This window comes from Streptomyces sp. NBC_01463 (genome assembly GCA_036227345.1).
Classification (GTDB): Bacteria; Actinomycetota; Actinomycetes; order Streptomycetales; family Streptomycetaceae; genus Streptomyces.
The window spans coordinates 6,278,565-6,293,623 of record CP109468.1 but is presented as its reverse complement, the minus strand read 5'-3'; the positions used below and the strand labels follow the sequence as shown (position 1 = coordinate 6,293,623).

Sequence of the window (15,059 nt, the reverse complement as noted above, 5' to 3'; positions counted from 1 at the left end):
GCCTCGTACCCCTGCCCGCCCCGCGTTCAGGGGTACGAGGATCATGGCGGGCATGCCCGCCCTGCTCTCCGGTTTCACCCCCATCTGGATCCTGACCGGCATCGGTTACGCGGTCGGCCGCAGTGGACTCCTCGGAGCGCAGGCGGAGTCCGTGCTCGGCCGGTTCGTCTTCCATGTCGCCATGCCCGCAGCCCTGTTCACCATGGTGTCCGGGTCGCGGCCGGGCTCGTTCGCCCATCCGTCGATGGTGGCGTTCGCGGCGGGGACGGCGCTGGTGTCCGGGCTGGGATACGCGGTGGGCCGGCGCTTCTTCGGCCGCAAGCGCGCCGACGGGGCGATCAGCAGCATGGCGTCCGGCTACGTCAACTCGGCCAATCTGGGCATCCCGGTGGCGGTGCAGGTGCTCGGGGACGCCTCGTTCGTCGCGCAGGTCATCCTGTTCCAGGTCCTGCTGGTGTCGCCGGTGATCCTGACGCTGCTCGACACCGGCACCCGGGCGAGCGGCGGACCCGGCGGCGGCCGTACCGGCGGCGGGCTGCGGCGGATGCTCACCATGCCGGTCCGCAACCCCGTCATCATGGCCTCGCTGCTCGGGGTGGCCGTCTCCGTGACCGGGCTGCGGCTGCCGGCCGCGGTGACCCATTCCTGCGACGTGCTCGGCGCCGCCGCGGTGCCCACGGCACTGATCACGCTGGGGCTGTCCCTGCACGGCGGCCCGGCCGGCGGGACCGGGCGGCTCGCGGGCCGGGCGGAGGTCGGTGTCGCGGTCCTGCTCAAGACCCTGGTGCAGCCGCTGGTGGCCTTCGCCGTCGCCGGACCGCTCCTGCACCTGCCCGACCACCAGGTGCTGGCCGTGGTCCTCTGCTCCGCGCTGCCGACCGCGCAGAACGCCTACATCTACGCCCGCGAGTACGGCCTGGACACCGGCCTCGCCCGGAACGCCGTGGTGGCCTCCACGGTCGTGTCGATGGTCACGCTGTCCTGCGCCACCTGGGCCCTGGGCCCGTCCCGCTGACCCGTTCGAGTGGCGGACCCCGTCCGGCGGGCGGATGCTGGGAACGCGACGATCCACATGCCGAAGGGGTGCCGGGCGCTTTTGCTGCCCGGCACCCCTTCGGCGGTCGTCGGTCGGCCCGGTCCCGCGTCGTCAGGCCCTCTCGGTGACACGGCCGGCAGGACTCGGTGACGTCGTCCCACCGCCGCCCGGCGGTTCCAGGCCGCCGTCCGCCCGGCCACCCTCGCTGGACCCCACCACGGGCTCCTCCAGCCGGCGCGGGCCCGACAGGGCGTAGGTGAGGCCGAAGCCGAGGGCGACCACCGTCGCGCCGCCCACCGCGTCCAGCACCCAGTGGTTGCCCGTCGCGACGATCGTGGAGAGCGTGAACAGCGGGTGCAGCAGCCCCAGCGCCTTCATCCAGATCCTCGGCGCGAGCATCACGATCACCACACCGCACCACAGGGACCAGCCGAAGTGCAGCGAGGGCATCGCCGCGTACTGGTTGGTCACCCCGGTCAGCGTGCCGTAGTCGGGCTTCGCGAAGTCCTGGACCCCGTGGACGGTGTCGATGAAGCCGAGGCCCGGCATGAGCCGCGGCGGGGCCAGCGGGTAGAGCCAGAAGCCGACCAGGGCCAGCACCGTGGCGAAGCCGATGGAGCTGCGGACCCAGCGGTAGTCCGCGGGGCGGCGCACGTACAGGACACCGAGGATGGCCAGCGGGACGATGAAGTGGAACGTCGAGTAGTAGTAGTCGAAGAAGTCCCGCAGCCAGCCGACCTTGACGACCGAGTGGTTGACCCAGTGCTCGATGTCGATGTGCAGCCACTGCTCGATCGAGTGGATCTGCCGGCCGTGGTGCTCCGCGGTGGCGCGGCCCGCCGTCGCGGCCAGCCGGACATGCTGGTACGCGGAGTAGACGACCCTGATCAGCAGGAGTTCCAGCAGCAGGTTGGGCCGGCTGAGGACGCGCCGCCAGAACGGCAGCAGCGGCACCCTGCTCCAGCGGGTGGCGACCGGGGCCGCGTAGTCGGTGGGGACGGGGTGCTGCCAGTACGGCGAGGTGCGGGGCAGGAACGGGGCGGCGCATGCGGCCCCGAGCGCGGCGATCAGCAGCACGTTGTCGCGGACCGGGAACACCGCCTCGATGTTCGGCAGCAGCATCTTGCCGGGCAGCGTGATGACGAGGATGACGACGGCCGGCCACACCAGCCGGTCGGAGGCCCGCTTGCCGACCCGGCCGACCACGGCGAGGAGCACCCACAGCAGCTGGTGCTGCCAGGCGGTCGGTGACACGGCGACGGAGACGCAGCCGGTCACGGCCACGGCGAGGAGCAGCTGCCCGTCCTGGGCGTACCGGGCGGCCCGGCGCAGGCCGAGGAAGCAGACGGCCGCGGCCAGCACCAGGAAGAGGACGATCTCCAGCGGGCCCTCCAGGCCGAGCCGGAGCAGCGCACCGTGCAGGGACTGGTTGGCGAGGCTGTCCGCGTGGTCGCCGAGGCCGGCGCCCGCGACGTGGTGCACCCAGTACGTCCACGAGTCGTGCGGCATCGCGGCCCAGGCCAGCGCGGTGCAGCCGGCGAACGCGACCCCGCCGGTGACCGCGGCGCGGCGTCTCCCGGTCAGCCAGAGCAGGGCGGCGAAGAGCAGCACGGTCGGCTGGAGCGCGGCGGCGATTCCGATGAGCACGCCGGAGGCCCGTTCGCCGCGGACCACGAAGCAGCCGACGAGGACCAGCAGGACCGGCAGGATGCTGGTCTGGCCCAGGTACAGGGCGTTGCGCACCGGCAGCGAGACCATCAGCAGGCTGATGGTGACGGGGGCGGCGAGCAGGGCGGTGCGGCGGCTGACGGGGGCGGGCAGGGCGCGGGCCGCGATGATGCCGAGCGCGGCGACGAGCAGCAGCGAGCCGAAGGTCCAGGCGACGCCGAGGCTCTGTTCGGCCGTACGGGTCAGTGGCTTCAGGACCAGTCCGGCGAAGGGCGTGCCGGTGAACCGGTCGGTGTCGTACAGCGAACCCGTCACATGAAGCACACCGTTCTCACCGATCCAGGTCTCCAGGTCGGTGAGCCGCTCGCCGGGCGGCTGCCTCAGCACCACCGCCATCTGCCGTACGGCCAGTGCGGCCACGACCAGCCAGAGCACGGCACGGGCAGCACCGGTCCTCGCTCCCGTCGCCGCATTTCCGCGCACACTGTGCTCCGCGTTCGCCACGTTGCGCCGATCCTCCCCACGTTCGTTGCCGGATCTCCATCCGGTCATGCTGTGAAACCTTCGCATTGCGCTATGAGGTAGACCCAATCAACCCCCTCTTCGCCTGACTGTCATCCGGCATTTGTCGGAAAGAATGCCCGGCCATGCTGTGTGGCGGGCCCGACTGCCGGAACCGGTGGGGCCGTGCTCACGTCTGAGCCCCTGATCGGTGACCACGGGGAGGAACGCGGGACATGCGGTGTGCGGGGCGTGGACAAGAGGTGCGGCACGGGCCGCGCGCGTGGGCGGTTCGGGCGCTTTCCCTGGTCATGGTGGTGTTCTCGCTCCAGCTCGGCTCGTTGATCGCACCGGCGTACGCCTGCGGCTGCGGGGCGATGGTGGTGGACCGGGACGCCCGGGTGTCGGTCGACCGGGAGACGTCCGTCGTCGGCTGGGACGGCACCACCGAGCAGATCGTGATGCAGCTCACCGTGCGCGGGGACGCCCCCGATGCCGCGTGGATCATGCCGGTGCCGCACCGCGCGACGGTCGGGCTGGGCGACGCCTCGGTCTTCTCCGAGCTCCGCGACCTCACCGCTCCGGTGAGCCGGACGCGCCCCTACTTCTGGCCGCGCGCGGAGGACTGGCCGTTCGGCGGCGGCAGCTCCGGGGACGGCGCCGCCGCCCCTTCGGCCGCCGCACCGGTCGAGGTGGTGGGCCGGGAGCGGCTCGGTCCCTTCGACGTGGCCCGGCTGGCCGCCACCGACCCCGCGGCACTGGAGGGCTGGCTGAAGGAGAACGGCTTCGAGCTCCCGGACCGGCTCGCGACGGCCCTGCGCCCGTACGTCGAGCAGAAGTGGGAGTACGTGGCCGTGCGCCTGGCGCCCCGCGAGTCGGGCAGCCGGCTGGCCGGCACGCTCGACCCGCTGCGGCTGCGGTTCGCCAGCGACCGGCTCGTCTATCCGATGCGTCTGTCCCGGCTCGCCACGACACCGCAGTCGCTGGGGCTGTACGTGCTCGCGGCCCACCGCATGGAGCCGCGCGGCACGATCGGCGGGCAGCGGCCCGAGGTGACGTACGCGGGCCGGCTGGACGGCGGCGCGTACGACGCGCTGGACGCGCTGACGGGCGGGAAGCCGGTGTTCGTCACGGCGATCGGCCAGTCGTTCCCGCGGCCGGAGCTGATCGACGGCGACCACGAGCTGCGGGCGGCCGCCGCCGACACCCCGTACCGGACCACGTACTACCGGGACGAACTGCTGACCGTGGGCGGCGTCCCGGCCTGGGTGCTGTCGCTGCTCGGTGCGGTGGCGGTGGCGCTCGCGGCCCTGCTGCTGGTGCTGCGGGCCCGGCGGCGGCGCCCGGTGACACCCCCGCCGCCGGTCTTCGCGCCACCGCCCCTGCGGTGAGGACGGGCGCGCACCTGCTCGTACGTACGCACGCAGGGTGACGCACGGGACCGTCGTACGCACGACACCCCCACGCCCCGCACCCGAATTCGTTTCTCCATACAGGCATGCGCGGGAAACAATGACCCGATGACGTGGACCGTGACTCCCGAGCACTTCGACTCCCCCGACGCCGCCCTGCTGCGAAGGGACTACTACGACGAGGTCGCCAGCCGCTACTGGGGGCGGCCCGCGACGGCGGAGGAGATCGACGAGGGGCTCACCGACGACGGTGCCGAACAGCTCGTCCCGCCGACCGGCGGATTCGTCGTCGGCCGGATCGGGGGCCGCGCGGCGGCCTGCGCCGGTCTGCTGGTGAAGGACGCGGACACCGCGGAGCTGACCCGGGTCTACGTACGCCCCGAGGCGCGCGGCACGGGCGGCGGCGGGCTGCTGCTCGGAGCCGTCGAGAGCCTGGCGCTGGAGCTCGGCGTACGGCAGATCCGGCTCGACACCCGCAGCGACCTGATCGAGGCGCGCGGACTGTACGCCAAGCACGGCTACGAGGAGGTCCCGGCCTTCCACCGCCGCATGTACGCGGACCACTGGTTCGCGAAGCAGCTCGACCGGCCGTAGCCGTACCCGGCGGATCCGTCAGGCGGGCGGCTGGTGCGGGCGGCCCGCCGAGTGGTCCCGCTTCGGCTCGGGGCTGTGCGGGCGTTCCTTGCTGGACCCGCTCGTCTCCGCGGTCAGTTCGGACACCAGGGCGACCAGGTCGGTCGGCCGGTCCGGCCCCCACCAGTCGCCCAGCAGCTCGGCGAGCGAGTCCTCACGGGCCTGGGCGAGCTTCACGACGGCCTCGGCGCCGGGCTCGGTGAGCACCATCTGCACGCCCACCCGGCGGGCCAGACCACGCTCCTCCAGCTGCCTGGCCGCGTCGCTGATCACCCGCAGCGGCACGGGGGCGACGTCGGCGAGCCGGGCGGGTTCGACGGTGCCGTGCCGCTTGATGCGCAGCAGCATCCAGCTGGCGGCGGGCAGCAGGTCGAAGCCGGCCCGTTCGGTGATCTTCACGTAGACCTCGCGGCGGCCCTCCCGGGTGGCGAGGACCGACAGGGCGCGTGCGCATTCGTCGTACGAGGAGCGCTCGACCGGGTTCGAGGCCAGCGTCTCGGTGACCTCGGGGGCGGTCACCGACCCGCGCAGCTTGTCCTCCTTGAGCAGCCAGGCGAAGACGAAGGCGATCAGGACGACGGGGGCCGCGTACAGGAACACGTCCGTGATCGACGTCGAGTACGCGTGGAGCACGGGTGTCCGCAGATCGGGCGGCAGCTGGCCGATGGCGCGCGGGTCGGCGGCCAGTCCGTCGGCGCTGACGCCGGGCGGCAGCGACTGGCCGGCGAGCGCCGAGCCGAGCTTGTCGGTGAGCCGGTTGGTGAAGACGGTGCCGAAGATCGCGACACCGAACGAGGCGCCGATGGACCGGAAGAAGGTCGCCCCCGACGTGGCGACGCCGAGGTCCTGGTACGTCACGGCGTTCTGCACCACCAGGACCAGGACCTGCATCACCAGGCCGAGTCCCGCGCCGAAGACGAAGAAGTAGATGCTCATCTCCCAGGTGGGGCTGGTCTCCGTCAGCCGGTGCAGGAGGAGCAGGCCGACCGCGGTGAGGCCGGTGCCGACGACCGGGAAGACCTTCCAGCGGCCCGTACGGCTGACGATCTGGCCCGACAGCGTCGAGGTGATGAGCAGGCCGAACACCATGGGGAGCATGTGCACGCCGGACATCGTCGGCGTGATGTCGTGCACCACCTGGAGGAACGTCGGCAGATAGGTCATCGCGCCGAACATCGCGAAGCCGACCACGAAGCTGATCACCGCGACCAGGCTGAACGTCCTGATCCGGAACAGCTTCAGCGGGAGCACGGGCTCGGCCGCGCGCCGCTCCACGTACACGAAGGCGATCAGCAGCACCACGCTGAGCACGGCGAGACCGATGATCTGGGCCGATGCCCAGGGCCAGGTCGTGCCGCCGAGCGAGGCGACGAGGACCAGACAGGTGGCGACCGAGGCGATGAGGAAGGTGCCGAGGTAGTCGATGGTGTGCTTCGTGCGGCGGACCGGGATGTGCAGCACTGCGGCGATCACACCGAGGGCGACGACGCCGATGGGGAGGTTGATGTAGAAGACCCAGCGCCAGCTGAGGTGCTGGGTGAAGAAGCCGCCGAGGAGCGGTCCGAGGACGCTCGTCGCGCCGAACACCGCTCCGAACAGCCCCTGGTACTTGCCGCGTTCGCGCGGGGCGACGATGTCGCCCACGATCGCCATCGACAGCACCATCAGCCCGCCGCCGCCGAGCCCCTGAAGGGCGCGGAAGCCGATCAGCTGCGGCATGTTCTGGGCGATGCCGCAGAGGGCGGAGCCGATCAGGAAGATGACGATGGCGATCTGGAAGAGCCGCTTGCGCCCGTACTGGTCGCCGAGCTTGCCCCAGAGCGGGGTCGCCGCGGTCGATGCCAGCAGATAGGCCGTGACCACCCAGGACAGGTGCTCCAGACCGCCGAGGTCGCTGACGATGGTCGGCAGTGCGGTGGAGACGATGGTCTGGTCGAGTGCGGCGAGGAGCATGCCGAGAAGCAGTGCGCCGATCGCCACCAGGACCGACCGGGTGGAGCGTTCGCCGCCGGGGGCCGGGGCCGGAGGGCTCAACTGCTGGGCCATGAAACATCTCCTCGGATCCGATACACCCCCATCCTGTCCGTTCCGTCCCGTTATGGCCTGCGGAAGGGCTCCATGATTGGGCTTCCTGGCGGCGGGCTGCATAATCGCAGGCAGTTCAAGGGGAGGGGACCCACAATGACCGGACATATATGCCCGGAGTGCGGTACGGACAACAGACCGGGCACCGGCCGGGGCTGCGCCTGCGCGGGACGCGCGGAACGCGGCGGCGCCGGACCGCAGGACAGCGCCCCCGGGCAGCAGGGCGCAGGGGGGCAGCATCACCTCGGCGACCGGGAGCGGGCAGCCGAGCAGCAGCGCATCACCGAGCGGCACCACGCCGAGCGGTCGGCGGAGATGGCGGCGGCGGAGGACTTCGATCCGCTGCGCATCCGGCCGTACGTGACGCTGGGCGGCGAGGACGCGGGGGCGGCGGCCGACGCCGGTCCGCACCAGGAGCACGCACCGGGGGACGCCGCCACGACGATGCCGCTGTTCCTGGATCCGGCGGGACCTGGTCCGGGCCCCGGCCCGCTGCCGGACGCACTGGCCCCGGAGGGCACGGCCGCCCTCCCGGCCGCCTCGCTCATCGCCTCGGGCCCGGACCCCGTGCAGCCGCGCCGCCGCAAGCCCTTCGCGGCCCTGATCGCGGGAGCGGCCGTCGTCGCGGTGGTCGGCACCGCGGCCTTCGTCGGCGGACTGTTCCACGGGGACGAGGGCAAGGAGGCCGACCTGGACCAGGCGCTGCCGTCCAGGGTGAACAGCCTTCCCGAGGAGAGCGCCGAACCGTCGGCCTCCGACACGGCGTCCGCCTCCGCGTCACCATCACGGTCTGCGGCCGGCCCGCCGTCCGCCTCCGCCTCCGCCTCCGCGTCACCCTCTCCGTCCGCGTCCGTGACGGCGTCCCGTTCCGCCCCACCGTCCCCGTCAGCGTCGGCGGTCACCTCGTCCCCGTCGGCCACGGCGGGGAGCAGCGCCCCGGCGGCGGTGGCGCCGTCCGCCCAGCCACCGGGCGGCCCGACGCTGCGGCGGGGTGATCGCGGCACGGAGGTGGCCGAACTGCAGATCCGGCTCCAGATGGTCGGGGCGTTCAACGACAGCATCGACGGCGACTACACGGACCGGGTCGAGAGGGCCGTGCACGACATCCAGACGTGGTGGGGCATCGACGGCGATCCGGACGGGGTCTACGGACCCCACACCCGGAGCACGCTGGAGCAGTACACACCCGGGGCGGGACGCCACTGACCCGCACCGGAGACCCGGCCCGGGCAGGGATTCGCTTTCCCGGGCCGGTTTTTGTATCGTGGAGGAACAAAGTGGCCTCCGCGCGCACACCCTGACCGGCGAGCGGGGGCCGCTTGTTCTCTTTCCCGCGTCTCTTCCCGCGCCTTGTTCGCCTTCCCGCGCCGCACATCTCCCCGCGGCGTTCGCTTCCCCCGTTCTGGAGCCCGCCCATGCCGGCCACCGCCCTCACCGCCCACGCACTCCTCCTCGACATGGACGGCACCCTGGTGAACTCCGACGCCGTCGTGGAGCGCTGCTGGCGGCGCTGGGCACTGCGCAACGGCCTGGACCCGGAGGCGGCGCTGAAGGTGGTCCACGGCCGCCAGGGGTACGCCACCATGGCGGTGCTCCTCCCGGACCGCCCGATTGAGCTGAACCACGCGGACAACCGGGTGATGCTCGCCGAGGAGACCGCCGACACCGACGGCGTCGTCCCGGTCGGCGGCGCCCCGGCCTTCATGGACGCGATCGCCTCCCTCCCGCACGCCCTGGTCACCTCGGCCGACCTGGCGCTGGCCCGGGCCCGGATGACCGCGGCCGGGCTGCGGATGCCGGAACTCCGCGTCACCGCCGAGAGCGTCGGCGCCAGCAAGCCGGACCCCGAGGGCTTCCTCAAGGGCGCGGCCGGACTGGGCTTCGAGCCGGCGGACTGCATCGTCTTCGAGGACTCCGAGGCGGGCATCGCGGCGGGCCGGGCGGCGGGCATGCGTGTCGTGGGCGTGGGCCCGCGCGCGGCGGCACTCTCCCCCGACGCACACGTCGACGACCTGTCGCAGATCCGGGTGGAAGCGGCGTCGGACGGCTCGATCGTGCTGCACTTCGACGCGCGGGCGTAACCGCGCAGGGCGGCGGGGCGGTCACCGCGGGGCGTCGTCTCCGAGGGTCGCCTCCGGGAGCCACACCCGTGGGCGTCACCTCCGGTCGTCACCCCCGGTCCTCACCTCCGGTCGTCAGCGCGCCGGGTCCGCCTCCCCCGTCGAGTCCCCCCTCGAATCCCCCGCCCGATCCCCCTCCGAGGGCTCCGCCGACTCGCGGTGCAGCCTCCCCCGCGCCACCAGTTCCAGTACGGTCGCGACGGCCGCCGCCTGCACGGCCATCAGGGCGACCAGCACGAACAGCTGTACGGCGCCCGCCTGTACCGGTGAGGCGCCGCCCAGCAGCATGCCCACGAAGGCCCCGGGCAGCGTGACGAGCCCCACCGTGCGCGTCTGATCGAGCCCCGGGAGCAGCGCGTCCGACGCCGCGGGCCTGGCGATCTCCAGCCGCGCGTCGCGGTCCAGGAAGCCGAGCGCCATCGCCGCCTCCACCTCGCCCCGCCGCGTCGACAGTTCGTCCAGCGCCCGCCGGCCGCCGAGCACCGTCGCGGTCAGCGCGCCCCCGATGAGGATGCCCGCGACCGGGATCAGCGCGATGCCCCGCACCGGCACCAGGCCGGTGAGCAGCAGCACGACGACGACCGGCGCGACGCCCGCCCCGATCGGCACGGCCGCCCACCACCAGGTGCGGTTTCCCGTGACCCGGCGGCCCGCCGTCCACACGGCCACGGCGTACATGAGCGCGATGAACGCGAACATCGGCGCGAGGGCGTGGACCACCCAGCCGATGAGCGAGGAGACCACGGCGAGCTGGACCGCGGCCCGCAGCCCGGCCACGACGATCTCGCGCGACCGGCCGAGCGAGGCGAACGAGGCGACGGCGGCGGCCGCCGCGAGCAGCAGCGCCAGGACGACGCCGAGTGTGATGTTGACCGGAAGCAGCACGCGGCCACCTTAAGACCGGTCGCACCCGCTCCCGCGTCGCGAACCGGAACCGCGGTGCCGGCCCGGGCCCGGCCGGCACCGGCCCCACCGCGCGCCCACCCCTCGTACCTGCCGCACCCTCAGTTCCGTACGCCCGCGCACTCAGTTGCGCACGCCCCCGCACTCCGAGCCTCTTTGTCAGACCCCTTGATGTGACGTGCCCATGTCGCCACCCTGTTACCTGGCGCCCACCCCACGGAAACCCGGCGCCGCCACGATGGCCGGGCCGTTCCGGACAGCCCGTCCGACATCCCCCCACATCAAGGGAGTTCGCATGTCAGGTGTCTACGCGCGTCGCATAGCCGTCCTCACCGCATCCGCCGCCCTCGCCGCAACCACCGGCCTGCTCACCGCCCCCAGCGCGCAGGCGGCCATGCCCACCCCGGTCGCCGCGTCCACCGCCCGTACCTACCTCGGCGAGCTCACGGTGCAGGCCGAGGGCTCGTCCACCGGATACAGCCGGGACAAGTTCCCGCACTGGATCACTCAGTCGGGTGCCTGCAACACCCGCGAGGTGGTCCTGAAGCGCGACGGCACGAACGTCTCGCAGGACTCCAGCTGCGCCGCCGTCAGCGGCAGTTGGTACTCGGAGTACGACGGCGCCACCTGGACCGCCGCAGCCGATCTGGACATCGACCACATGGTCCCGCTCGCCGAGGCCTGGCGCTCGGGAGCGTCGAGCTGGACCACCGCCCAACGACAGGCGTACGCCAACGACCTGACGCGCCCCCAGCTCATCGCCGTCACCGACAACGTCAACCAGTCCAAGGGCGACAAGGACCCCGCCTCCTGGCTCCCCTCGCTCGCCGCCTACAAGTGCACGTACGCCCGCGCCTGGGTGCACGTGAAGCACTACTACGACCTGACCGTCGACTCGGCCGAGAAGAGCGCCCTGCAGTCCGTCCTCAACGGCTGCTGACCCCCGCGACCGCGGGTCGGCCGGCCGGCTGACCGGCACACGGCGGCCGGGACGTGCCTCCTACGGCCCGGCCGCCTCCCGTCCCACCCGCTGGTACGGAGTCCCGCGTTCCGAGGGCGCTTTCCGGTCGATCGCCTCACCACCGGAATCACCCGCGGGCGCCGGGTTCCGCCGCCCGGCCGGGGACAACCCATCCAGAAACAGGAGAATCACGCGTCACACAGCTCTCCGGCCACACCGATCGGCGTGGCCGGAGACCTCAGGTAGTCCTTGTTGAGCCCGACTCCCCGTGCGATAAATCAGCCGTCTCATTGGGGGGGCTCCGGCCCGGAGACATCAGGGGTGCACGACGTACCGGCCGCAGGCACACGCCCTGCGGCCGGTACGCCTTCGCGCCTTCGACATCAACGGCTGAAGGAGTACGAAGGAATGACGCGTACAACGATCGTCGCTGCCGCACTGCTCACCCTCGCCGTCGCCGTGCCCACCGCCTCCGCGGTGGCGGCGGTGGACGCCTACGGCGGCGGTGCGCACGGGTGGTCCCCGGCTCAGAACGACAGGGGACGGGTCGCCGTCAAGGACAACAGCAGCGACGGGGACCCGGTGAAGGCCGAGTACTACCGGATCAGCAACGTGGGGGCGAAGAAGACGCTGTGGAACCACAGCGGCCCGGGCACCACCTCGTACTCGGCCGACGGGGGAGAGATCACCCAGTTCAAGGTCTGTGACGAGAACTACGGCGCACCGGACGACTGCTCGGGCTGGAAGTTCCCGTAGTCGCCGCACCTCAAGGCACCACTGCCGCACCAGGCCCACCGGGGCTGGTGCGGCACCCTCGTTTCCCAAGACAAGAGGCAAGTTCTGTGGACCGGAATGACCTGTCAGGGCTCCATGTCAGCGATCTGCGCTACCAGGTCGGCGGGCGGACCCTCCTCGACGGCGTGGAGCTGTCCGTGGCCCCGGGCGAGTCCGTCGCCGTGACCGGCCCCAGCGGGTCCGGCAAGTCGACCCTCCTGATGTGCATCCTCGGCCTGGTCAAACCGCAGACGGGCACCGTCAACGCGGCGGGACAGGACATCACCGGGCTCGGCTCCGCACGCCTCGCCCGGGCCCGCCGGGAGACGCTGAGCATGGTGTTCCAGTTCGGCGAACTCCTTCCCGAGCTCAGCCCGGTGGAGAACGTCGCCCTGCCCGTCCTGCTCGACGGGGGACGTCACAAGGAGGCGTATCTGCGGGCGGAGGAACTCCTCGCCGAGCTCGGCGTCCCCACCGGCTCCACCCCTACCGGCGCACTCTCCGGCGGCGAGCGCCAGCGGACCGCTGTCGCCCGTGCACTGATCACCGAGCCCGCCGTCCTGCTCGCCGACGAGCCCACCGGCGCACTCGATCCGGAAGCCAGGGAGTCGGTCGCCGCGCATCTGTTCACGGCCGCCCGCGACCGGGGCTGCGCCCTGCTGGTGGTCACCCATGACCTCTCGGTGGCCGACCGCGCCGACCGGCGCCACGAACTGCGCGGCGGACTGCTGGCCGAAGCGCGGGCCTTCTGATGTCGAACCGCATACGCACCGCGTCCACGCTGTTCAGGATCGGCATAGCCGCGGGCCGGGCCACGCCGGGCGACCGACTGCGCTGGTGGGGGCTGTTCGGTGCCGCGGCCGCCGTCGCCTTCGTCGTCCTCGCGACCGTGGCCACGGTCGCGACCTTCGACGGCCGGGAAGCCCGGGCGGAGGCCCGGGGACCGGTGGTCGCCTTCGGTGAGAACGCCGAGCCCCGCCTGCTCTACCGGCAGGGGGGCGACTCCGTGGGCGGCAGGCCCGTCTCCCTCGTCTTCGTCCGGCCGCTCAGCGCCGATGCGCCGGTACCCGCCGGTGTGACCCGCTGGCCGGAGCCGGGCGAGGTGCTGCTCTCTCCCGAACTCCTCCGCACCGGGGCCGGGGAGGGAATTCTGACCCGCTACGGACGGTTCGCCGGCACCATCGGCGCGGACGGCCTGGTCACTCCGTCGGAGCGGATCGCCTATGTCCGGGTAGGGGACGAGGCACCCAAGAGCGACCGAAGGTGGCTCCCTCTGGCCGCCTTCGGCAGAAACGGCGGAGCGACGGGAGAGATGGTCGACCAGCCGGCCGTCACCTCTCCCCTCCTGGCGCTGTGGGCCCTGGCCGGACTGCCCGCCCTCGCCCTTGCCGTCGTCGCCGCACGGGTCGGCTCCCGCACCCGCGACCGGCGCAGCGGTCTGCTCCAGGCGCTGGGCGGCACAGGGCGGCACCGCATGATCGTCAACATCGGGGAGGCGGCTGTCCCGGCCGTGCTGGGCACGCTCGTCGCGCTCGCCCCGTACGCCGTCGCATCCGTGCACAGCACGCGCCTGGCGCCCACCGGATACATCCTCGACCACCGCGATGTACAGGGCGCCTGGCCCATGGCCGCCGCTTCGGCCGCGGTGTCCCTGCTGGTCGTGCTCGCGCTCGTGGTGGGCACGCACCGGGTCCGCCGGGACGGCACGTCCACCCGTCCCGCCTCCTTCGGCGACCGGGTCCCCGCATGGCGTCCGGCGCTGTGCGGTGTGGGCGTCGCGCTGGTCCTGACGAGCCAGTATCTGCCCCGCAAGGCGCAGCTCCTCGTGTTCACCTCCGGAACCGTGGTGATGTGGGCCTTCCTGTCCTCCGTCGTGGCCCTGCTCACCCGTCGCCTGGGGTCCTGGGTCGCCGCGAGCGGGAGGCGGAAGGGCCATCCGGGCCGTCTGGTGGGCGGGCGCTGGACGCATGCGCACCCCGGCGTGATCGTCCGCCTCGCGCTGGCGATGGTGATCGGGATCGGCATCGTCGCCCAGATGCAGGTGTGGACCAGCAGGCTGGGAGTTCAGTCGCAGGCCGCCGTCGCGACGCATCAGCGGATCAAGGACACCGTGGTCGAGGTGACGCCGAGCAGGATGACCGCGGCTCAGACCGACCGCTTTCGTTCCTCCCTGCCGGCGGGCTCGGTGCTGCTGAGCCACGCCTTCCACGATCCCGGACCGCCGAAGGAACCGTGGATCACCGTCGGCGGAACCTGCCGCGACCTGCGCGCGTTGCGCGTGTCGTGTCACGGCGCCAAGGCGACGGCGGGTGGTAACGCCCAGGTGGCGGAGATGCGCCGCTGGTACGGCGATTTCGTCTTCGTACCGGCTTCCCGGATCGGCGTGAAGGCGGACGGCACCGAGTCCCTCATCGTCGTGACCCCCGTCGCCGGGCAGCTCGCCGCGGTGAAGCAGGCCGCCTTCACCCTCCCCAACCCCGCCGTCCAGGTGGAGGCGTTGGGGAGTGGGTGGCAGGGGTCCTCGCGGTCCCGGCTGCCGAACTGGATCCAGCTGTTCGGCATCACGGGCATCCTCTTCGTCCTCGTCGCCGGAGCGGTGAGCGCGGCGGCGGAGTTCGTCCGGATCCGCCACGCTCTCGCACCGCTGGCCGTCCTGACCGGCAGACGCGGCGTGTTCCGGTCCGTGGCCTCTTGGCACCTCACCGTGCCGCTGCTCGTCGCGACGGTGGTCACCGGGGTGGTGACCGCCTGGCACTCGGTGTTCTTCATCGCCCTGGTGAAGGAGGGCTCGGTGTCCTGGACCGTCCTGGCAGCCGGTGTCTCGGCGTGTGCCGCGGTCTCGTTGGCCGTCGGACTGCTCGGCGCACGGGCGTCCGCACGCGAGGCGGAGCGGTGGAAGCCGGCCGCTGACTGACGAAACACCTGCCCGGAACCGCCCCGCACCTCCCCGTCGTTCCGTACGGTAC

At 72.4% G+C, this 15,059-nt stretch carries 12 protein-coding genes; 9 read left to right on the top strand and 3 right to left on the bottom strand.

Annotated elements, in window-relative coordinates; translation table 11 throughout:
• Positions 1-52 precede the first annotated feature (52 nt).
• Positions 53-1,015 (top strand): AEC family transporter, encoded by a 963-nt coding sequence (locus OG521_27745; GenBank protein WUW24355.1) that lies wholly within the window; start codon positions 53-55, stop codon positions 1,013-1,015.
• A 132-nt stretch (positions 1,016-1,147) separates the two neighbouring features.
• On the opposite strand, the gene OG521_27740 is transcribed toward OG521_27745, so the two are convergent.
• Positions 1,148-3,256, bottom strand: a complete 2,109-nt coding sequence (locus OG521_27740) for a phosphatase PAP2 family protein (protein ID WUW24354.1) — start codon at positions 3,254-3,256, stop codon at positions 1,148-1,150.
• Positions 3,257-3,516: 260 nt separating this feature from the next.
• Here OG521_27740 and OG521_27735 point away from each other — a divergent pair, with 260 nt between their 5' ends.
• A complete protein-coding gene (locus OG521_27735; protein ID WUW24353.1) occupies positions 3,517-4,596 on the top strand; it encodes a DUF2330 domain-containing protein in 1,080 nt (359 codons plus the stop codon).
• Between the two features lie 129 nt (positions 4,597-4,725).
• On the top strand, positions 4,726-5,211 hold the full coding sequence (locus tag OG521_27730) for a GNAT family N-acetyltransferase (GenBank protein WUW24352.1): 486 nt from the start codon (positions 4,726-4,728) through the stop codon (positions 5,209-5,211).
• A gap of 18 nt (positions 5,212-5,229) precedes the next feature.
• On the opposite strand, the gene OG521_27725 is transcribed toward OG521_27730, so the two are convergent.
• Positions 5,230-7,296, bottom strand: a complete 2,067-nt coding sequence (locus tag OG521_27725) for an MFS transporter (GenBank protein ID WUW24351.1) — start codon at positions 7,294-7,296, stop codon at positions 5,230-5,232.
• Between the two features lie 135 nt (positions 7,297-7,431).
• Here OG521_27725 and OG521_27720 point away from each other — a divergent pair, with 135 nt between their 5' ends.
• Together OG521_27720 and OG521_27715 are read left to right on the top strand one after the other, a co-directional pair.
• Positions 7,432-8,541, top strand: a complete 1,110-nt coding sequence (locus OG521_27720) for a peptidoglycan-binding protein (protein ID WUW24350.1) — start codon at positions 7,432-7,434, stop codon at positions 8,539-8,541.
• 209 nt (positions 8,542-8,750) lie between these two features.
• A complete protein-coding gene (locus OG521_27715; GenBank protein WUW24349.1) occupies positions 8,751-9,416 on the top strand; it encodes an HAD-IA family hydrolase in 666 nt (221 codons plus the stop codon).
• A gap of 114 nt (positions 9,417-9,530) precedes the next feature.
• Here the strand turns inward: OG521_27715 and OG521_27710 are convergent, their stop codons facing one another.
• Complete coding sequence (locus tag OG521_27710; GenBank protein WUW24348.1) at positions 9,531-10,340, bottom strand: ABC transporter permease; 810 nt, start codon at positions 10,338-10,340, stop codon at positions 9,531-9,533.
• Positions 10,341-10,653: 313 nt separating this feature from the next.
• Here OG521_27710 and OG521_27705 point away from each other — a divergent pair, with 313 nt between their 5' ends.
• The 4 genes from OG521_27705 (at position 10,654) to OG521_27690 (ending at position 15,007) form a co-directional block, all read left to right on the top strand.
• The gene (locus OG521_27705; protein ID WUW24347.1) at positions 10,654-11,298 is read left to right on the top strand and encodes an HNH endonuclease family protein; all 645 of its coding nucleotides are present in this window, start codon (positions 10,654-10,656) and stop codon (positions 11,296-11,298) included.
• A gap of 429 nt (positions 11,299-11,727) precedes the next feature.
• Entirely contained in the window at positions 11,728-12,075 is a 348-nt protein-coding gene (locus tag OG521_27700; protein WUW24346.1) for a hypothetical protein, read from the top strand.
• Between the two features lie 86 nt (positions 12,076-12,161).
• Positions 12,162-12,845 (top strand): ABC transporter ATP-binding protein, encoded by a 684-nt coding sequence (locus tag OG521_27695; protein ID WUW24345.1) that lies wholly within the window; start codon positions 12,162-12,164, stop codon positions 12,843-12,845.
• Positions 12,845-15,007: a permease gene (locus tag OG521_27690; GenBank protein ID WUW24344.1), complete on the top strand. Its 2,163-nt coding sequence runs from the start codon at positions 12,845-12,847 to the stop codon at positions 15,005-15,007. The genes OG521_27695 and OG521_27690 overlap by 1 nt, the downstream gene beginning before the upstream one ends.
• The last annotated feature ends 52 nt before the right edge of the window (positions 15,008-15,059 follow it).